General features: G+C 66.8%; 17 protein-coding genes. 14 read left to right on the top strand and 3 right to left on the bottom strand.

Going from position 1 to position 19217, the window contains the following annotated elements; genetic code table 11:
* Positions 1-11: 11 nt before the first annotated feature.
* Complete coding sequence (locus IS481_RS01365; protein WP_232529415.1) at positions 12-671, bottom strand: DUF4124 domain-containing protein; 660 nt, start codon at positions 669-671, stop codon at positions 12-14.
* Between the two features lie 63 nt (positions 672-734).
* Positions 735-1418: an orotate phosphoribosyltransferase gene (gene pyrE / locus IS481_RS01360; protein ID WP_104357761.1), complete on the bottom strand. Its 684-nt coding sequence runs from the start codon at positions 1416-1418 to the stop codon at positions 735-737.
* 429 nt (positions 1419-1847) lie between these two features.
* Between pyrE and IS481_RS01355 the strand changes: the two genes are divergently transcribed.
* The 9 genes from IS481_RS01355 to IS481_RS01315 all read left to right on the top strand — a co-directional run bounded on the left by IS481_RS01355 (position 1848) and on the right by IS481_RS01315 (position 14751).
* Positions 1848-2651, top strand: coding sequence for an ABC transporter permease (locus IS481_RS01355; protein WP_232529414.1), 804 nt, complete (start codon positions 1848-1850; stop codon positions 2649-2651).
* A 2-nt stretch (positions 2652-2653) separates the two neighbouring features.
* Complete coding sequence (locus tag IS481_RS01350) at positions 2654-3334, top strand: ABC transporter ATP-binding protein (protein ID WP_104357763.1); 681 nt, start codon at positions 2654-2656, stop codon at positions 3332-3334.
* The gene (locus IS481_RS01345; RefSeq protein ID WP_104357764.1) at positions 3331-4443 is read left to right on the top strand and encodes a KpsE/RkpR family capsule polysaccharide export protein; all 1113 of its coding nucleotides are present in this window, start codon (positions 3331-3333) and stop codon (positions 4441-4443) included. Before IS481_RS01350 ends, IS481_RS01345 begins: the two co-directional genes overlap by 4 nt.
* A 5-nt stretch (positions 4444-4448) precedes the next feature.
* On the top strand, positions 4449-6239 hold the full coding sequence (locus tag IS481_RS01340; protein WP_104357765.1) for a polysaccharide biosynthesis/export family protein: 1791 nt from the start codon (positions 4449-4451) through the stop codon (positions 6237-6239).
* Positions 6240-6367: 128 nt separating this feature from the next.
* Positions 6368-8590 (top strand): glycosyltransferase, encoded by a 2223-nt coding sequence (locus IS481_RS01335; protein ID WP_104357766.1) that lies wholly within the window; start codon positions 6368-6370, stop codon positions 8588-8590.
* Positions 8591-8724: 134 nt separating this feature from the next.
* Positions 8725-10737: a capsular polysaccharide biosynthesis protein gene (locus IS481_RS01330; RefSeq protein WP_232529413.1), complete on the top strand. Its 2013-nt coding sequence runs from the start codon at positions 8725-8727 to the stop codon at positions 10735-10737.
* A 239-nt stretch (positions 10738-10976) separates the two neighbouring features.
* Positions 10977-12149 carry a nucleotide sugar dehydrogenase gene (locus IS481_RS01325; protein WP_114699310.1) on the top strand — a complete coding sequence of 391 codons (1173 nt, stop codon included), beginning with the start codon at positions 10977-10979 and terminating at the stop codon, positions 12147-12149.
* 450 nt (positions 12150-12599) lie between these two features.
* Positions 12600-13919, top strand: a complete 1320-nt coding sequence (locus IS481_RS01320; RefSeq protein WP_232529411.1) for a capsule biosynthesis protein — start codon at positions 12600-12602, stop codon at positions 13917-13919.
* A 40-nt stretch (positions 13920-13959) separates the two neighbouring features.
* The gene (locus IS481_RS01315; RefSeq protein ID WP_104359092.1) at positions 13960-14751 is read left to right on the top strand and encodes an exodeoxyribonuclease III; all 792 of its coding nucleotides are present in this window, start codon (positions 13960-13962) and stop codon (positions 14749-14751) included.
* Here the strand turns inward: IS481_RS01315 and IS481_RS01310 are convergent.
* Positions 14733-15230, bottom strand: a complete 498-nt coding sequence (locus IS481_RS01310; protein ID WP_132765757.1) for a GNAT family N-acetyltransferase — start codon at positions 15228-15230, stop codon at positions 14733-14735. The genes IS481_RS01315 and IS481_RS01310 overlap by 19 nt on opposite strands.
* Positions 15231-15477: 247 nt before the next feature.
* On the opposite strand from IS481_RS01310, the gene IS481_RS01305 reads away from it, so the two are divergent.
* The 5 genes from IS481_RS01305 to rfbC all read left to right on the top strand — a co-directional run bounded on the left by IS481_RS01305 (position 15478) and on the right by rfbC (position 19216).
* A complete protein-coding gene (locus IS481_RS01305) occupies positions 15478-15678 on the top strand; it encodes a CsbD family protein (protein WP_104359094.1) in 201 nt (66 codons plus the stop codon).
* Positions 15679-15780: 102 nt separating this feature from the next.
* Positions 15781-16845 carry a dTDP-glucose 4,6-dehydratase gene (gene rfbB / locus IS481_RS01300; RefSeq protein WP_104359095.1) on the top strand — a complete coding sequence of 355 codons (1065 nt, stop codon included), beginning with the start codon at positions 15781-15783 and terminating at the stop codon, positions 16843-16845.
* Positions 16842-17765 (top strand): dTDP-4-dehydrorhamnose reductase, encoded by a 924-nt coding sequence (gene rfbD, locus IS481_RS01295; protein ID WP_104359096.1) that lies wholly within the window; start codon positions 16842-16844, stop codon positions 17763-17765. Before rfbB ends, rfbD begins: the two co-directional genes overlap by 4 nt.
* A gap of 15 nt (positions 17766-17780) precedes the next feature.
* Positions 17781-18665 carry a glucose-1-phosphate thymidylyltransferase RfbA gene (gene rfbA, locus IS481_RS01290; protein ID WP_104359097.1) on the top strand — a complete coding sequence of 295 codons (885 nt, stop codon included), beginning with the start codon at positions 17781-17783 and terminating at the stop codon, positions 18663-18665.
* A complete protein-coding gene (gene rfbC / locus IS481_RS01285; protein ID WP_104359098.1) occupies positions 18665-19216 on the top strand; it encodes a dTDP-4-dehydrorhamnose 3,5-epimerase in 552 nt (183 codons plus the stop codon). Before rfbA ends, rfbC begins: the two co-directional genes overlap by 1 nt.
* The last annotated feature ends 1 nt before the right edge of the window (position 19217 follow it).

Below are 19217 nucleotides of genomic sequence, written 5' to 3'. Positions count from 1 at the left end.
CGGGCGCCGCCTCAGCGCAGCGTGGTGCCGCGCGCGCCGGCGTCGTCCGCCTGCAACGGCAGGGTGCCGGGCTTGGCGCCGGCCCACAGCTTGCGCAGGCGCTCCAGTTCCTGGTCGAACAGGTCGTTGATGCGGCGCAGCTCGGCTTCCTGGTTGGCGATCAGCGTCTTGTGCGCCTCCACCGCCACGTCGACGAACTCGAGCGACTGCTTGAGCTTCGGGGGCAGCGGCTTGCCCTTGTAGAACTCGGCCTCGTCCAGCAGCGGCTTGCGCTCCTTCTCGAGCTCGGCGATGCGCTGGTGCGAGTTCTCGATGGCCTTGCGCACGTCGTCCAGCGCCACCTCGCGGGCGCGCTGGTGGTCCGCCTCGGTGGGGTAGCGCGTCAGCAGCATGCGGTCGCGGCGGACCGCGTCCTGTTGCGCCAGGCGCTCCTGGGCGCGGCGGCGTTCCTTGGCCTCGAGCTCGGCGCGCTCCTCGGCCGTGAGGCTGGGCGGCAGCACGCTGCGCGTGGAGCCGTCCTTGTTCATCACCCGTTGTTCACGGTCGAGGCATTCGATGATGGGGCGATCCGAAGTGAGCTTGCGCCCCCGCGCATCGGTGCAGGTGTAGATGCCCTGGGCCGCCACGGGCCAGCTCGCAGCGACGGCGCCCATGGCAGCGGCCAGCGTCAAGAGTCTTCTCGTCAACCCGGCCTGGTTCATTGGCGTGTCTGGTCGTTGTGGGGTCGCGCCGCCTCACACTCCATAGCGGTCGCGGTAGGCGGCCACGCTAGCGAAATGCGTGCCCAGCTGCGGATCGGCGGTGGACTGCAGATACTGCAACAAGTCCGAGAGGGTGGCAATCGCGCAGACGCGCAAGCCGAGCTGCCGTTCGACCCACTGGACTGCCGAATATGGCGCATCGTTGCCGTTTTCCGTCGCCTTTTCCTGTCGGTCCAGCGCGATCGCCACGCCGCAGGGGGTGGCGCCGGCCGCCTGGATCATCGCGATCGACTCGCGCACCGAGGTGCCGGCCGAGATCACGTCGTCGATGATCAGCACCCGGCCCTGCACCGGCGCGCCGACCAGCACCCCGCCCTCGCCATGGTCCTTGGCTTCCTTGCGGTTGTAGGCGAACGGGACGTTGCGCCCCCGCCGGGCCAGCTCCACGGCCACCGCCGCCGCCAGCGTGATGCCCTTGTAGGCGGGGCCGAACAGCATGTCGAACTCCAGCCCCGAGGCGATCAGCCGCTGCGCATAGAACTCGGCCAGCCGGCCCAGCCGGGCACCGTCGTTGAACAGGCCGGCGTTGAAGAAATAGGGGCTCAGGCGCCCCGCCTTGGTCTTGAACTCGCCAAAGCGCAGCACGCCCGCTTCGACGGCGAAGCGGACGAAGTCCTGCGACAGGGTGTCGGTCGAGGAGGTGGTGGAGACAGTCATCGGTATGTTCCCGGCCCGGCGCGGGCCCGGCGCCGTGGTGGGCAGGCACTTACGTAGAATCGTGCGATTCTAGGTCAGGCCCTGCCAGCAGGCCGGGCGGGGCGACGGCGACCCGACCCGTTACGCCCCGTTTCCCGCCAAGAGGAGACGTCGTGCGGTATCCGACACATGCCCTGGCGCATGTCGCCCGTACAATTTCATCCCGGCTTGGCCCGGTGCCGGCTACGTGCTCCGGGCCGCTGAGGTCGTCCTCCGCGGGCGACAGTTTCCACCCGGCGTCGCGGCCCTTGCGGGCTGGTTCTCTGGTTTCATGCGCATGGCGCCGGTAGTACATCATTCACATGCATCTGGTTCATCCGTCGGCCGCGGCATCCCGCACGGCATTGCCGCACGCCCGCCCGGAGGGCCGCACGCCTCAGGAGGCTGGCTGTGAGTGAGCGCTCGCCGCGCGTCAAACGCAGCCCGTGGCAGATCCAGCAGGCCGTCCTCTTCGCCCTGTTCCTGCGCGAGCTGAAGACCCGCCTGGGCGGACGGTGGCTGGGGGTGTTCTGGGTGCTGCTGGAACCCGTGGCGCACATCGCGGTGATGACCACGCTGTTCAGCCTGGCGCACCGCGCCGCCATGCCCAGCATCGAATACCCGGTGTTCCTGATCACCGGGCTGATCCCGTTCTTCATGTTCCGCGGGCTGGTGACCCGGCTGATGGAGGCCATCGACTCGAACCGGGGCCTGTTCGCCTACCGGCAGGTCAAGCCGATCGACACCGTCATCGCGCGGGCGATGCTGGAAATTTCCCTGCAAAGCATCGTCTACCTGATCGCCCTGGGCACGCTGGGCTGGCTGGGGTTCCACTTCCTGCCGGTGCGAGCACTGGAACTGGCTGGCGTCAGCGCCGTCCTGATCATGCTGGGCGCCTCCCTCGGGCTGTTTTTTGCGGTGGTCACCAACGAGATACCGCAGGCGCGGGCCATCGTGCGCATCTCGCTCCTGCCGCTGTATTTCGTCTCCGGCGTGATCTTTCCGGTCCATACCATCCCACCGCAGTACCTGCCACTGCTGCAGCTCAATCCCGTGCTGCACCTGATCGAGCTGTCGCGCGCCAGCTTCTTCCCGCAGTACCGCGTGCTGCAGGGCATCAACCTCGCCTACCCGGCCGGATTTGCCCTTCTCAGCCTGTTCCTGGCGCTGATGCTGTACCGGCTGCGCCGCCATCAGCTGGCCTCGGTGGTGTAGCGATGATCGAGCTGCGCAACCTCACCAAGTGGTACCCGACGCCCCATGGGCGCCGCTACGTGTTCCGCAACCTCAACTTCCGCTTCCCGGACGACGTCAGCATCGGCCTGATCGGGCGCAACGGCGCCGGCAAGTCCACGCTGATGCGCCTGCTGGGCGGCATCGAGGCGCCCAACGAAGGCGAGGTGGTCACCGACGTCAGCATCTCCTGGCCGGTGGGGCTGTCCGGCGGGTTCCAGGGGTCGCTGACCGCGCGGGAGAATGTCAAGTTCGTCTGCCGGATCTACGGCACCTCGCATGAAGACATGCTCAGGAAGGTGCGCTTCGTGGAGGAATTCGCAGAGATCGGCGAGCACTTCGACCTGCCGATGAAGACCTACTCCTCCGGCATGCGCTCGCGGGTGGCCTTCGGGCTCAGCATGGCGTTCGATTTCGACTACTACCTGATCGACGAAGCCATGGCCGTGGGCGATGCCCAGTTCCGGGCCAAGAGCAGGGCCGTCTTCGACAGCCGGGTCGGCCAGGCCAACATGATCCTCGTCTCCCACAACATGAACGACATCAAGGAATATTGCGACGTCGTCGTGCTCGTCGACCAAGGCCAGGCGACGCTGTACGAAGACGTCGAGGCCGGTATCGCGGCTTATCAAGGCAGTCTCAAGAAGGCGGCGGCAAAACCATGATGAAGCTCGTTTCCCGTCTCACCGCAAAGCGGTTGCAGTGGGCGCTGGTGTACCTGCCCATGCTGGTGGCGACGGTGTATTTCCTGGTCTTTTCCGCCGACCGCTATGTCAGCGAATCCGTCATCACCGTCCGGCAGACCAGTTCCAACGCGCCGACCGGGGGCATGTCCGGCGCGGCCCTGTTGCTGGCCGGCCTGACGCCCGCCTCGCGGGAGGACACCCTGTACCTGCAGACCTACATCCACTCGATGGGCCTGCTGCAAAAGCTCGACCAGCAGCTCAAGCTGCGCGAGCACTTCGGCACCCCCTTGCGCGACCCGCTGTTCCGCCTGTGGGGCGGCACCAGCCAGGAGTGGTTCCTCGAGTACTACCGCAGCCGCGTCGAAGTGCTGATGGACGACATCTCCGGCCTGCTGACGGTGCGGGTACAGGGCTTCGAGCCCGAGTTCGCCCAGGCGCTCAACCGCGCCATCCTCGAGGAGAGCGAGCGCTTCGTGAACGAGCTGTCGCACCGCATGGCGCGCGAGCAGGGTCAGTTCGCCGAGGCCGAGCTCGAGCGCGCCACCGCCCGCCTGCAGGAAGCCAAGCGCCAGCTGATCGCCTTCCAGGCCAAGCACAAGCTGCTCGACCCGCTGGCCCAGGCCCAGGCCACCGGCACGCTGACCGCGGAGCTGCAGGCCGCGCTCACCCGGCAGGAGGCCGAACTGCGCAACGCGCTGACCTACCTGAACGAGGACTCCTACCAGGTCAAGGCACTGCGCAGCCAGATCAACGCCCTGCGCCAGCAGATCGACGAGGAACGCCTGCGCGCCACGGCCGGCAAGAACGGCGACCGGATCAACGCGGTAGCGGCCGAGTTCCACGACCTGCAACTGCAGGTCGGCTTTGCGGAGGACGCGTACAAGCTGGCACTGGCGGCCGTGGAGAGCGCGCGCATCGAGGCCACCCGCAAGCTCAAGAGCCTGGTGGTGGTGGAGCCCCCGGTGCTGCCCGAGATCGCGGAATACCCCCGCCGCTGGTACAACCTCGCGACCCTGCTGGTCGTGTGCTGCCTTATTTATGGAGTGGTCAGCCTCGTCGTGGCGACCATCCGTGATCACCAGGATTGAAGCCCATGCGTGCACGCCTTTCCCTGCTCCGCCGCCTGCTCGCCGTCCTGCGCGAGCCCGCCCTCGCCGTCCTGTGCTGCGGGGCGCTGCTCTCGTCCCACGTGCAGGCCCAGGCCTTCAACGACCCGATCAGCACCAGCCCGCGTGGCCTCACGGACGCGCCCAGCGCCCAGGAGCGCGCCGCCGAGCCGAAGAACGGCAACGCCCCGGCCGGCCTGGCACCGTCCGTCACCGGCAACGCGGCCAATGCCGCCGCCCCTGCACAACCGGCGCTGCAGGCGCCGCTGCCCCCCAACCCGGCCACGGCCGACCAGCCGGTGGTGTTCGGCTCGCAGATCTTCACCGGGCGCTTCGGGGCGGTGCCGTTCACCGGCTTCAACCCCGACTACCAGATCGCCGTCGGCGACCGCATCAACGTGCGGATGTGGGGCGCGTTCAACTTCGAAGCTGCCCAACCGGTGGACGCCCAGGGCAACATCTTCATCCCCAATGTCGGGCCGGTGCGCGTGCTCGGCGTGCGCAACGCCGACCTGAACGCCCAGGTCGAGGCGCAGATCAAGCGCGTGTTCCGCTCCAACGTCGGCGTCTACGCCACGCTGGCCGCGGCACAGCCGGTCAAGGTCTACGTGACGGGCTTCGTGAAGGCGCCGGGCCTGTACGGCGGGCTGTCGTCGGATTCGATCCTCTACTACCTGGACCAGGCCGGCGGCATCGACCCCGACCGCGGCAGCTACCTGGAAGTGGACGTGCTGCGCGGCGGGCAGGTGCGCGCGAAGTTCAACCTGTACCGCTTCCTGCTGGACGGCCAGATCGAGCACATCCAGCTGCAGGACGGCGACACCATCGTCGCCTACCCGCGCAAGTACACCGTGCAGGTCTCGGGCGAGGTGCTCAACCCCTACGTTTTCGAGTTCGGCGAACAGCAGGTGCCGGCGAGCACCGTGCTGGCCGTGGCGCGGCCCAAGCCCGGCGCCACCCACATCAGCATCGTGCGCAAGGTCGGCCCGGAGCGCCGCAGCGAGTACCACCCGCTGTCGGCCGCCGATGACGTGATGATCCAGAACGGCGACGAGGTCACGATCACCGCGGACAAGTACCCCGGCACCATCCTGGTCCGCATCGAGGGCGCTCACCTGGGCCCGCGCAGCGTGGTGCTGCCCTACGGCGCGCGCCTGAAGGACGTGATCCAGCGCCTGCAGCCCGCCCCGCAGGCCAACGTCGCGGCCCTGCAGCTGTTCCGCAAGTCGGTGGCGCAACGGCAGCGGGAGATGCTCGAGGCCTCGCTGCGCAGCCTCGAAACCTACGCGCTGACGGCGCGCAGCGCCACCAGCGAGGAAGCGGCGCTGCGTACCCGGGAAGCCGAGCAGATCCTGAAGTTCGTCGACCGCGCCCGCGCCGTGCAACCGCGCGGCCAGGTGGTGCTGCCCGAGCAGGGCGATGCCGGCGAGACCCTGCTGGAGGATGGCGACGTCGTCTTCGTGCCCGAGACCAGCAACCTGGTGCTCGTGAGCGGCGAGGTGCTGTTCCCCAACGCGCTGGTCTACCACCCCCAGGCGACCCCGGACGACTACATCGCCCAGGCCGGCGGCTACAACCAGGGCGCCGACAAGGCGCGGCTGATCGTCGTGCGTCAGAACGGGCTGGTGGTCCCGGCGACCGACGGCACCCGCCTGAACCCCGGGGACGAGATCATGGTGCTGCCCAAGATCGAGACCAAGAGCGTCGAGCTGACGCGCGGCATCACGCAGATTCTTTACCAGATTGCTGTGTCCGCCAAAGTACTTCTTGGCCTCTGATCAAGAGAGCTTTTGACTCCGCCAATCCAGTCACAAAGGCGCATGAAAAAAGTCGTAATTGTTGGACATCCAACGTCCGACTACCAGAATGTAGCGACACAGCTGCAAATAGAAACCAGAACCAAGAAATGAAAGACCTCGTCCACTCCCCCGCGAGCACGCAACTCAGCGTCATCGTTCCGTTCAGGGCTGACCCGAGTTCCCCTTACCTGGTGGAACGGCTTGAAGGATTGTGCAAGTGCTTCAAGAATACTCGAGAAGTTGAGTTCATCGTGATTGACTCAGGATCGCCAACCGAACTTCGCAAGAACATCTCGAGCATCTGCGAAGAGAACGGGGTGAGATACATCCATCATGATACCGCGGGCCAGGTCTTTTCAATTGGCGCTGCGCGCGACTATGGTGTCACGCACGCAACAGGTCGTGCGGTAACATTCCTCGATGTGGATCTTCGCTTCTCAGACGATTTCTTCGATCGTCTGGTGCGGTTCATGTCGTCTTATGGAATTTCGAGGCAAAAGAAGAAATTCTTCACCGTCCCCTGTCTCTACCTGACGCAGGAGGGCACTGACGAGTTTCTTGCGTCATGCGAAGATCAGCGCATGCTGGATTTCTATCTGCGTTGGCTCGATGGAGACAATCACGCCATACAGAATATGGCCCCCTGTTCTTCCGTGATGGTTGTTGACAGGCTGCATTATCTTTCGGTGGGCGGGCACCGACCGGAGTTTCGCGGACACGGATACGAGGATTTCGAGCTTTACCATAGACTCATGGTTGAGGAAGGGGCGCTTCCGCGGGCGCGTGACTATTACCACGACACAAAAACCTGGGATACGGCGACCTATCGTGGATTCCGTTCTCAGCTCTCCTTGCTTGGACGCCATGCCATGATGGCGAACATCTTCGTGATTCATCTGTGGCATCCCAGGCCAAGGTCCAATTCCTTCTACGCCAACTTGGCAGCCAACAGGGAGATCTGGCTGGAATTTTTCAGGAAGTTCGATAGCAACAGGCAGCATCCGTCGCCTCTGGTATCCACCGGGGCGCGGTTCGGGAAGTTCATCATGTTCGGCAAACCGCGCACGGCTCCGGCGGACTGCTTGAAGGACGTGCTTCCCATTCTCGGCGAAGTCCTCTTCGTGAACGAGCAGGATTTCGTGGACGATGAGATGCGCCTGCTGGATGCGGATCTTGCCGCGCTCATCGAGCAGCACGGAGTGCAGGCCATGCTTTTCCCCAACCCCTATGCCAATCCAGCGCGTCTTGAAGTTTACGACTGGTGCCGTCGGACCGGATTCCCCTATCTCTGTTGGGAGAGAGGGGCTTTGCCCGATAGCTGGTTCTTCGACAACAGGGGATTCAACTTTGATTCGGCCAGTTACGCGGAGCAGAACTGGCAGAGGGACCTCACTTCCGATGAGAGAAGCGCTGTCATTCGATACATCAATGAGGTCCTGACGGGGGCGAATACCCTTGAAAGGCAAGGATTGCGCATCAGTGGTGAGGGGTTGGCCGCAAAACTAAGGGTCGGTGGACGGAAGGTGTTGTTCGTTCCGCTGCAGCGACCCAGCGACACCGTCATCCGTCACTTCGCAGGGGGGGTAGGGTCGCAAGAGGCGTTTCTTGAATTCATTGATGAAGCGGCGGAAAAGCTCAATCGTCGCGGTTGGGTCGTCCTCTGCAAGAAACATCCTCTGGAATCAGAAGTTCCGACCTTGCAGCACGCTCAGCTCGTGCCCGATGATACTCATTTCATAGACTTGCTCGAATTGGCGGATGCAGTCGCTGTAATCAACTCCGGCGTTGGTGTTTATGCCGCGATGATGGGAAAACCATGCTATGTATTCGGAAACGCGTTCTATGCGTTTCAGGGCATCAATCAGTGCGCGTCGGCGGTTGATCCGGCAGCCTTCTGCAGTCAGGTGACTTCATCATACACGGTTGATATGGAGCGGGTCTACCAGTTCATTCATTATCTGAGAAATGACTTCTACTCGTTCGGGAGACCCAGCACCAAGATCCGGCAGGAGAAAGATGGATCTCTGCGCAACATCACAACGGGCATCGATTTCTATGAAATCAGAATACCGGGCATGCATCCTGTGATCTACCAGCGTCCGGAAGAAAGAAGAATCTCAACGGGCTCGCCCTTGTTTGAGAGGTTCAGGCTTGATCTCGAGCAGGAGGGAAACCGCGAGAAGATTGCAGTCCGAGAAACTGCAGTAACTCGCAGGAAGGATAAGTGGGCGGCAAAGCTTCGGAAGTTGTTTCGTGACCCGCATGCGTTCTTTGGAGATTCAAGAGTTCAATTCCTCCGGCCACTGCGTTTTGCTTTTCCGCGGCGGTGAATGGGGTTCGAAGATGCGTTGTCGGACAGGTTGGCGGATGCGCTCGGCTCTGCAGCACAAGTCGGGTGATGCACGGGGTTTACCCTTTCCCCTGACAGGGCTCTGCTGCACAAGTCGGGCGGGGGATTCATCCCGTGAAATCAACTCAACTTCCTTCTTCAGCCTCCACTTTGTTTCTTGCAATCGTTACTGCAGGTATCGGAAGAGTTTCCACGCTGTCGTCGCTGCTAGATGACGCCCAGCTTGTTCGCCCCAGCGGAAAGCAGGCGAGGGACTGCAGGGCCGTGCTTGCTTGGGGCCGCAAGCCCAGCGCTCGTATAGCTGAGGCTTTTGCCACTAGACACGGTCTGCCCGTGTGGTGCGTCGAAGATGGCTTCCTGCGTTCGGTCGGCCTGGGCAACCAGGACCCGCCCCTGTCCATCGTGCTCGACGACCAGGGCATCTACTACGACGCCTCGGGGCCGTCGCGCATCGAGGCGCTCATTGCCCGCCAGCACAGCGAGGACGAGCGTAGACGCGCCGCCGCGCTGCGCCAGCGGTGGTGTGCCGGGCGCCTGTCCAAGTACAACCATGCGCGAGAAGCGGCGCCGCCCCTGGAAGGCCCGTACGTGCTGGTCGTCGACCAGACCTTCGGCGACGCGTCGATCCGCTATGGCGCAGCCGATGCGACCAGCTTCGCACGCATGCTGGAAGCGGCGTTGGACGAGCACCCGCAGCTGCCGGTACTGCTGAAGGTGCACCCCGATGTGGTCGCCGGCCGCAAGCGCGGGCACTTCGATGCCCTCACCCCCGGGCAGGCCGCACGGGTGCACGTGCTGGGCAGCGACGCGCACCCGTGCAATCTGCTCGAAGCAGCGCACGCGGTTTATACGGTCACGTCACAGATGGGCTTCGAGGCGCTGCTGTGGAGCCGCCCGGTGCGCTGCTTCGGGATGCCGTTCTATGCAGGCTGGGGCTTGACCACCGACGAGCTGCCGGCGCCCGGGCGCCGGCACCCGGCGACGCTGGACGATCTGGTCCACGGCGCGCTGATCGAGTACCCCCGCTACATCGATCCGGAGACCCTGCGGCGCTGCGAGCCGGAACGACTGATGGACTGGATGGCCTTGCAGCGTCGCATGCGCGGACGCTTTCCGCCGCGGGTGCATGCCCTCGCGTTCTCGCGCTGGAAGAAGCCCATCGTGCGTGCGTTCTTCTCCGGCAGCGACGTGCATTTCGTGCGCAAGCCGGCGCAGGTGCCGGGGGGCTCGACCCTGGCGGTATGGGGCCGCAAGGAACCGGCCTTGCCCGCCTCGCCCGCCCCGTCGCTCGTGCGCCTGGAAGACGGCTTCCTGCGCTCGGTGGGCCTGGGGGCCGACCTGGTGCGGCCGCTGTCATGGGTGATGGACCGCACCGGCATGTACTACGACGCCACGCGCCCTTCGGACCTGGAGACGCTGCTGCAGACCGCGACCTTCGACGGCGCCATGCTCGAGCGCGCCCGTGCGCTGCGCGAGCGCATCGTCGGCGCGGGCCTGACCAAGTACAACGTCGGCGCGGGCAGCTGGCGCCGCCCTTCGGCAGCCCGCAAGGTGGTGCTGGTGCCCGGGCAGGTGGAGTCGGATGCCTCGATCGCTTACGGCGCCCCGGGCGTGCGGACCAACATCGACCTGCTGCGCGCCGCCCGCCGGGCCGCGCCTGACGCCTACCTCGTCTACAAGCCGCATCCGGACGTGGTGGCCGGGCTGCGCAAGCAGGGGCAGGGAGAATCCGAAGCCGCACAGCTGTGCGACGAGATCGTGATCGACGCGCCGATGCACGCGCTGCTCGCCGAGGTCGATGAACTGCACGTGCTCACCTCACTCGCAGGCTTTGAGGCGCTGCTGCGTGGCAAACCGGTGCGCTGCCAGGGGCTGCCTTTCTATGCGGGCTGGGGGCTGACCACCGACGCCCACCGGTGCGAACGCCGGACCCGCCGGCTGACGCTGGACGAGCTGGTGGCGGGGGCACTGATCCTGTATCCCACGTACGTCAGCCGCATCACCGGGGCGTTCACGACGCCGGAGCGCGCACTGGACGAGCTGCTGGCCTGGCGCGAGCAGGGTCCGAGCACGATGCCGCTGTGGCGCAAGCTGCTGCGGGCGGTATTGAGCCTGCGCAAACGCTGAGCAGTGGTGCACCGGAGCACCGCGTGCCAGGAGAGATGGCCTGATCCGACGGCCCTGCGGAATGCCCAACGCTCGCCGGGCTCCCGCAAGGCAGGCAGTTGCTAGACTGATGCCGCCCGCCTGCGCATGCATGCGCATCCGGTCGACCGATGCCAGACAAGCCTCGTCGTCACAGGAAACGGCACAGGAGCAACGGTCACGGACATGAATGCGCGGCGCAAGACCATGGGCTTTACCGAATGAAGAAGATTGCCGTCGTCGGCACAGGCTACGTGGGCCTGTCCAATGCCGTCCTGCTGTCGCAGCATCACGCCGTGGTGGCGCTGGACATCGATGCCGCGAAGGTCGAGACGATCAACGCGCGTCGCTCGCCGATCGCGGACCCCGAGATCGAGGCCTACCTCGCGCGCGGTTCGCTGCAGCTGCGTGCCACGCTCGACAAGCGCGAGGCCTACGAGGGCGCCGACTTCGTCATCATCGCCACGCCCACCGACTACGACCCCGAGACCAACTACTTCAACACCCGTTCGGTCGAGGCGGTGGTGCGCGACGTGCTGGCGATCAACCCGCGCGCGGTGATGATCATCAAGTCGACCGTGCCGGTGGGCTTCACGGAGCGGCTCAAGCAGCAGCTGGGCTGCGACAACCTGATCTTCTCGCCGGAATTCCTGCGCGAGGGCAAGGCGCTGTACGACAACCTGCACCCGTCGCGCATCGTGGTGGGCGAGCGTTCGGAGCGCGGGCAGGCCTTCGCCGATCTGCTGCGCGAAGGCGCGCTGCGCAAGGACGTGCCCGTCCTGCTGACGGACAACACCGAGGCCGAGGCGATCAAGCTGTTCGCGAACACCTACCTCGCGATGCGGGTGGCCTACTTCAACGAGCTGGACACCTACGCCGCCATCCACGGGCTGGACTCGCGCCAGATCATCGAGGGCGTCTGCCTGGACCCGCGCATCGGCGGCCACTACAACAACCCCTCGTTCGGCTACGGCGGCTACTGCCTGCCCAAGGACACCAAGCAGCTGCTGGCCAACTACAAGGACGTCCCGCAGAACCTGATCCGGGCCATCGTGGAGTCCAACATCACGCGCATGGACTTCGTGGCCGAGGACGTGCTGCGCCGGCAACCGAAGGTCGTGGGCATCTACCGCCTGATCATGAAGGCAGGCAGCGACAACTTCCGCGCCAGCAGCATCCAGGGCGTGATGAAGCGGCTGAAGGCCCGGGGCGTGGAACTGGTCGTTTACGAACCGGTCTTGAAGGATGACGCCTTCGACGGCTCACGGGTCATCCGTGACCTGGCCGAGTTCAAGCAGCTCGCCGACGTGATCGTGGCGAACCGGCGCACGCCCGAGCTGGACGACGTGGCCGACAAGGTCTACACGCGGGACCTGTTCGGCAGGGACGCCTGAATCGTCCCGAAGGCAGTTCCTTCTTGCGAGCGAAAGTCGGCACATGCACCGTGCCGGCCCCGCCGGCTCGCCGGCCTGTTTCGGCGTATCGCCAGCCAATGGCGTCGCAGGAAATATTTGCAACCACTCACTTCAGTTTCAACCTGAACGGATTTGTCGGGGATGGGATTCACGGCTACGGCAACCGCCTCCACCCGCACGCCCGACTCAGGTAGCACCTGGTTTTGTGGCAGCGAGCACACAATTGCGGATTCGCTGCACTCTGGCATATGAAGTGCGGCTGTCGGTCTGCGTCACAATAGCGGGCTTGGCACCCAGCCCTGTGCACCGCTTCGGGTCAGACGACCCCCGGGCGCCCGCAGCCAGGTGCCGTTGATTTTTTTGATGCCTCATCCTGCTTCACTCCTGTCGCTGCTACGTCACCGTCGCCCCGTGCTGCTTCAGGGGCCGATGGGGCCGTTCTTTGCGCGGCTTGCCGCCTTCCTGGAAGCGCACGGTCAGGAGGTCCACAAGGTCAACTTCAACGGTGGCGACGAGCTCTACTACCGTCGTCGCCGCGCGGTGGCCTACACCGGCCGCCCGGAAGACTGGCCGCGCTGGCTGGAAGCCCACCTGAGCGCCTGCCAGGCCGATGCCGTGGTGCTGTTCGGGCAGACCCGCCCGATGCACATCGCCGCGCGCAAGGTGGCCGCCGGGATGGGCCTGCCGGTGTACGTGTTCGAGGAAGGCTACCTGCGCCCCGACTATGTCACGCTGGAGATCGGCGGCGTGAACGGCGACTCGGCCATCCCCAAGGACCCGGCGTTCTACCGCTCGCTGCCGTTGAAACGCCTGCCCGGCCCGACGCCGACCCGGCAGCGTTTCTCGTCGATGATGCTGCACGCCATGGCCTACGGACTGGCGGCCAACCTGATGCGCTGGCGCTACCCGCACCAGCAGTACCACCGCTCGCTCAACCCGCTGACCGAGGGGTTCAAGTGGGCCCGCGGCGGCATCCGCAAGGTGCTGCATGCCTGGACCGAGCGCCAGGTGCTGGACATCCTGTCGGCACCGGGTCGCTCGAAGCAGTGGTTCCTGCTGCCGCTGCAGGTGCACAACGACAGCCAGATCGTCCACCACTCGCCCTACCCGAGCGTCGAGGCGCTGATCGAGGAAGTGGTGTCCTCGTTCGCGCGCCACGCCGACCCGCGCGACTGGCTGGTCATCAAGCACCACCCGATGGACCGGGCCTACCGCGACTACACCCGCTTCATCCAGGAACGGGCCAAGGCCCATGGCCTGGGCAAGCGGGTGATGTACATCCACGACGTGCACCTGCCGACGCTGCTCAAGCACGCGCGCGGCGTGGTCACGGTCAACAGCACCACCGGGCTGCAGGCGCTGTTCCATGGCACCCCGGTGCTGACGCTGGGCGACTGCTTCTACGCCATCCCGGGGCTGGTGAGCCAGAAACCGCTGAAGAGCTTCTGGCGCGGCCCGTCGGGCGTCGACATGGCGCTGTTCCAGCGCTTCCGCTACTACCTGATCACCCAGAACCAGATCAACGCCAGCTTCTACGCGGACGCGCCTGCATTGAAGGTGCCGGCAAGGGTGACCGCCGGGCAGGACGACGTCTCCGCCCTGGTCAGCCAGCCGGGCCTGCTGGTCGATGCGACCCAGGCGCGGCGCGCGCTGTCGCCGGTGCAGGGCCAGCTGCTCGAGCCGCTGGAACCACCGGCCGCCGCAACCGGCGAGATCTGGAGCCAGACCCAGCCGATGCGCATGCCCTGAGGCGGGCCGGTGCCGGCGGTGCGCACTACACTCGCACCCCATGACCCGCATCATCACCGTCAACCTCAACGGCATCCGGTCCGCCGTCAACAAGGGGTTCCTCCCCTGGCTCGAGAAGCAGACCGCCGACTTCGTCTGCGTGCAGGAAATCAAGGCCCACGAAGGCGACATCACCCCGGCGATGCGCACCGTGGACGGCTTCAAGTCCCATTTCCATTGCGCGCAGAAGAAGGGCTATTCCGGCGTCGGCCTGTACCTGAAGAGCGAGCCGAGCGACCTGGTCGTCGGCTTCGACGGCGGCGAGTTCGACAGCGAAGGCCGCTACCTCGAGGCCCGCTACGACCGGCCGGGCCGCAAGCTGTCGGTGATCAGCTGCTACTTCCCGAGCGGCTCCAGCGGCGAGGAGCGCCAGCAGGCCAAGTACCGCTTCCTCGACGCGTTCTTCCCGCACCTGCAGCGGCTCAAGGCCGAGCGGGAGTTCGTCCTGTGCGGCGACCTGAACATCGCCCACCAGGAAATCGACCTCAAGAACTGGAAGAGCAACCAGAAGAACAGCGGCTTCCTGCCCGAGGAACGCGCCTGGTTCACGCGCATGCTCGACGAGATCGGGCTGGTGGACGTGTACCGCCGCCTGCACCCGGACCACACCGGCGAGGCCTACACGTGGTGGAGCAACCGCGGCCAGGCCTGGGCCAAGAACGTGGGGTGGCGCATCGACTACCACATCGCCACGCCCGCGCTGGCCGAAACGGCCCGCTCGGCGGCCGTCTACAAGGACGAGCGCTTCTCCGACCACGCGCCGCTGACCGTCGACTACGGCTTTTCGGTCTGAACCGGCACGGCCGAGGTGCAGAAGATGGCGAGCGCCTCGCCGTCGTGCCGCACCGTGTCGATCTGCTGCCAGCCCTCGCGCTGCAGCAGGCGCACGGCCGTGGCGGTGCCGCAGTAGACCCGCGGAAACCCCAGCGTCCCGGCCAGCCGCACCAGCTCCCGCAGCAAGGCAGCGCCGATGCCCCGCCCGCGCCGTGACGGCACCACGTAGCCCGCCGCCGCCCAGGGCGTCAGGTGCGGATGGGTCGGCAGGCCTTCGGCCTTGAGGGCCGCCAGCCCCACCGGGACCCCGCGCTCGAACGCGATCACCCCGACCGGCAGCCGGGTCCGCGATGCGGCATACGCCGCCGCATCCGCGTCGGCGTCGCCCGGCCCTCCCGGCCCGTACCACCGCGGCCATTCGTTGCGGAACCACTGCGCCACCACCGGGCACAACCCGGCATGGTCGGCCAGCGGCTCGACGATGAGGTGGGGCGTCATGGGATGCCTCCGTTCAACTGGGCCCGGCCCCGGGGGGGCGGCCACGCGGTTATACCCCGGCGCCCGCGGCTGCGCGCGGTGCACCCCTGGTAGGACAGGGCCGACACGCATGAGGCTCCCCGTCCGGCAGGAAGCGACGTGCGCTCCCCGTAGGCTGTACCCAGCAGCACAGGCCTAGCGCCTGCAGGACTGCCAAGGCGGGCCGGCCATGCCGGCCGCTCACTCACCCAACGCAAAGGAGCACGTCATGAACTGGGACCGCATCGAGGGCAACTGGCGCCAATTCAAGGGCAAGGCGATCGAACAGTGGGGCAAGCTCACCGACGACGATTTCGACCGCATGGAAGGCAAGCGCGAACAGCTGGTCGGCCGCATCCAGGAGGCCTACGGCATCACCCGCGACGAGGCGGACCGGCAGGTGCGCGACTGGTCGGACCGGTTGATGTGATGCACCGCAGGGGCGTTTCGCCCCACTCGTCCTGACTCGCGGCCGCCACCAGGGCGGCCGCGCGCTATCATGGTTCGTTTCGCTTTCCTGAGCGGACGAACCATGATCTTCGTGACCGGGGGCGCCGGCTTCATCGGCAGCAACTTCGTGCTGCACTGGCTGGCCGAGCATGGCGAGCCCGTCGTCAACCTCGACGCGCTCACCTACGCCAGCGGCCCGCACAACCTCGCGGCGATCCGCGACGACCGGCGCCACGTCTTCGTCCACGGCGACATCCTCGACCGCGCCCTCGTCGACCGGCTGCTGGCGCAGCACCGCCCGCGCGCCATCGTGCACTTCGCGGCCGAAAGCCACGTCGACCGCTCCATCCACGGGCCCGAGGCCTTCCTGCGCACCAATGTGGAAGGCACCTTCACGCTGCTCGAAGCCACGCGCGCCTGGTGGCAGCGGCTGCCGGACACGGAGCGGCGCGCCTTCCGCTTCCTGCACGTCTCGACCGACGAGGTGTACGGATCGCTGGAGCCCGACGCCGCGCCGTTCACCGAGGCGTCGCCCTGCCGCCCCAACAGCCCCTACGCCGCCAGCAAGGCGGCGAGCGACCACCTGGTGCGCGCCTGGCACCACACCTACGGGCTGCCGGTGCTGACCGTGCATTGCTCGAACAACTACGGGCCGTTCCAGTACCCCGAGAAGCTGATCCCGCTGGTGCTGGTCAACGCGCTGGCCGGCGAACCGCTGCCGGTCTACGGCGACGGCCGCCATGTGCGCGACTGGCTGTACGTCGAGGACCATTGCCGCGCGCTGTGCGCCGTGCTGGCATCCGGGCAGCCGGGCGCCACCTACAACGTCGGCGGCGGCAACGAGCTCGGCAACCTCGAGCTGGTACAGCGGCTCTGTGCGCTGCTCGACGAGCTGCGGCCCGATGCGGCCGGCCCGCATGCGCGGCTGATCCGCTTCGTGGCCGACCGCCCGGGCCACGACCGGCGCTATGCGGTCGATGCAGGCAAGCTGCGCCGCGAGCTCGGCTGGCAGCCCCGGGAAACGCTGGACACCGGCCTGCGCAAGACCGTGCAGTGGTACCTGGACCATCCGGACTGGATCACCCGGGCCAAGGACGAGGCCTGGCAGGCCTGGATTGCGCGCCACTACGCCCCGGGGACGGCATGAAGCTGCTGCTGCTGGGTCCCCATGGCCAGCTCGGCTGGGAGCTGCGACGCGCGCTCGCGCCCCTGGGCGAGGTGATCGCGCTGGACCGCCGCGGCGATCCGGTGCGCGGGTGGTGCGGCGACCTGACGCAGCCCGTCGCGCTGGCCCGCACCGTGGAGGCGCTGCGTCCGGACGCGATCGTCAACGCCGCGGCCTATACCGACGTCGACCGCGCCGAACGCGAGCCCGGGCTCGCGATGCGCTGCAATGCAGAGGCGCCTGCGGCGCTGGCGCGTGCCGCGGCGCAGCTCGGCGCCTGGCTGCTGCACTACAGCACGGACTACGTCTTCGACGGCTCGGGCGAGCACCCGTTCGACGAGACCGCCCCCCCGGCGCCGCTGAACACCTACGGACGCAGCAAGCTCGAAGGCGAGGAACGCATCCGCGCCAGCGGTTGCCGGCACCTGATCCTGCGCACCGGCTGGCTGCACGCGGCGCGCGGCGAGAATTTCGTCTCGGCCATGCTGCGACTGGGTGCCGAGCGCGAGCGGCTGCAGGTGGTGGCCGACCAGGTCGGCGCGCCCACCGGCGCGGACCTCGTCGCGGACCTGAGCGCCCATGCGCTGCGCGCGGCGATGCAGCAACCGGCGCTGGCCGGCACCTACCACGCGGCCGCGAGCGGCTGGACCAGCTGGCACGGCTATGCGCTGCGGGTGTTCGACGGCGCACGGCGCCGCGGGTTCGCGCTGCGCGTGACGCCGGACGCGGTGGAGCCCATCCCGAGCAGCGCCTGGCCGGCCGCCGCGCGGCGGCCGCTCAACGGGCGGCTGGACACGACGCGCTTTCGCGCTGCGTTCGGCCTGCACCTGCCGCCCTGGGAGGCGGGCGTGGAGCGGCTGCTGGACGAACGGCTCGGCCCGGCGCAGGATGCCGGGCACTGACGAAGGAAGACGACCGTGCACACACGCAAGGGCATCATCCTCGCCGGTGGCACCGGCTCCCGCCTGTACCCGGCGACGCTTGCCGTCAGCAAGCAGCTGCTGCCGGTGTACGACAAGCCGATGATCTATTACCCGCTGGGCGTGCTGATGCTCGCGGGCATCCGCGACATCCTGGTGATCTCGACGCCGCAGGATGCGCCGCGCTTCGAGCAGCTGCTGGGCGACGGCAGCGCCTGGGGCCTGTCGCTGCGCTATGCGGTGCAGCCCGAACCGGGCGGGCTGGCGCAGGCCTTTCTCGTCGGCGCGGACTACCTGGACGGCGCGCCCAGCGCCCTGGTGCTGGGCGACAACCTCTTCTACGGGCACGACCTGTCGCGCCGGCTGGCGGCGGCCAACGCCAGGACGCGGGGTGCGACCATCTTCGCCTATGCGGTGCAGGACCCGCAGCGCTACGGCGTGGTCGAGCTCGACGCCCAGGGCCGCGTGCGGTCGCTGGAGGAAAAGCCGGCGCAACCGAAGAGCCGCTACGCGGTGACCGGCCTCTACTTCTACGACGAGCGCGCCGTCGCCTTCGCGCGCACGCTGCGCCCCAGCGAGCGCGGCGAGCTGGAGATCACCGACCTCAACCGCCTGTACCTGGACGCCGGCGAGCTGGACGTGCAGCTGCTCGGCCGCGGCGATGCGTGGCTGGACACGGGCACGCACGACTCGTTGCTCGAGGCGAGCCAGTTCATCCGCACGATCGAGAAACGCCAGGGCCTGAAGATCTGCTGCCCGGAAGAGATCGCCTGGCGCCAAGGCTGGATCGACGACGCGCAGCTGCTCGCACTCGCGCAGTCGCTGGACAAAAGCAGCTACGGGCACTACCTGCAGCGCCTGCTCAAGGAAAGACTGTTCTGATGAACGTCATCCCGACCGACATCCCCGGGGTGCTGATCCTGGAACCGCACGTGTTCGAGGACACCCGCGGCTTCTTCATGGAGAGCTTCAACCAGCGAATCTTCGACGACGCCGTGGGGCAGCACCACGAGTTCGTGCAGGACAACCACTCGCGTTCCCGCAAGGGCGTGGTGCGCGGCCTGCACTACCAGCTGGCTCCTCATGCCCAGGGCAAGCTGGTGCGCGTAACCCGCGGCCGGGTCTTCGACGTGGCCGTCGACGTCCGCCGCAGCAGCCCGACCTTCGGCCGGTGGGTCGGCGCGGAGCTGAGCGAGGCCAACCGCCGCCAGCTGTGGGTCCCACCCGGCTTTGCCCATGGTTTCATGGTGCTGAGCGAGCACGCGGACGTCCTCTACAAGGCCACGGCATACTACGTGCCGCAATCGGACCGCTGCATCCGCTGGGACGATCCCGACATCGGCATTGCCTGGCCACCGATCGACGTCGAACCGCAGCTGTCGGCCAAGGATCTGGCTGGAACGAGGCTGGTCGAAGCCGAACTGTTTGCCTGAG

This window comes from Caldimonas thermodepolymerans, assembly GCF_015476235.1.
GTDB lineage: Bacteria > Pseudomonadota > Gammaproteobacteria > Burkholderiales > Burkholderiaceae_C > Caldimonas > Caldimonas thermodepolymerans.
Note: the sequence above shows the minus strand (reverse complement) of the source record. Positions and strands in the feature narration are given on the sequence as shown.

What these genes read in the sequence shown, in the direction of transcription:
- pyrE (WP_104357761.1), bottom strand. Translation starts at nt 1,418, where the DNA reads ATGACTGTCTCCACCACCTCCTCGACCGACACCCTGTCGCAGGACTTC.
- IS481_RS01350 (WP_104357763.1), top strand. Translation starts at nt 2,654, where the DNA reads ATGATCGAGCTGCGCAACCTCACCAAGTGGTACCCGACGCCCCATGGG.
- IS481_RS01345 (WP_104357764.1), top strand. Translation starts at nt 3,331, where the DNA reads ATGATGAAGCTCGTTTCCCGTCTCACCGCAAAGCGGTTGCAGTGGGCG.
- IS481_RS01340 (WP_104357765.1), top strand. Translation starts at nt 4,449, where the DNA reads ATGCGTGCACGCCTTTCCCTGCTCCGCCGCCTGCTCGCCGTCCTGCGC.
- IS481_RS01335 (WP_104357766.1), top strand. Translation starts at nt 6,368, where the DNA reads ATGAAAGACCTCGTCCACTCCCCCGCGAGCACGCAACTCAGCGTCATC.
- IS481_RS01325 (WP_114699310.1), top strand. Translation starts at nt 10,977, where the DNA reads ATGAAGAAGATTGCCGTCGTCGGCACAGGCTACGTGGGCCTGTCCAAT.
- IS481_RS01320 (WP_232529411.1), top strand. Translation starts at nt 12,600, where the DNA reads ATGGGGCCGTTCTTTGCGCGGCTTGCCGCCTTCCTGGAAGCGCACGGT.
- IS481_RS01315 (WP_104359092.1), top strand. Translation starts at nt 13,960, where the DNA reads ATGACCCGCATCATCACCGTCAACCTCAACGGCATCCGGTCCGCCGTC.
- IS481_RS01310 (WP_132765757.1), bottom strand. Translation starts at nt 15,230, where the DNA reads ATGACGCCCCACCTCATCGTCGAGCCGCTGGCCGACCATGCCGGGTTG.
- IS481_RS01305 (WP_104359094.1), top strand. Translation starts at nt 15,478, where the DNA reads ATGAACTGGGACCGCATCGAGGGCAACTGGCGCCAATTCAAGGGCAAG.
- rfbB (WP_104359095.1), top strand. Translation starts at nt 15,781, where the DNA reads ATGATCTTCGTGACCGGGGGCGCCGGCTTCATCGGCAGCAACTTCGTG.
- rfbD (WP_104359096.1), top strand. Translation starts at nt 16,842, where the DNA reads ATGAAGCTGCTGCTGCTGGGTCCCCATGGCCAGCTCGGCTGGGAGCTG.
- rfbC (WP_104359098.1), top strand. Translation starts at nt 18,665, where the DNA reads ATGAACGTCATCCCGACCGACATCCCCGGGGTGCTGATCCTGGAACCG.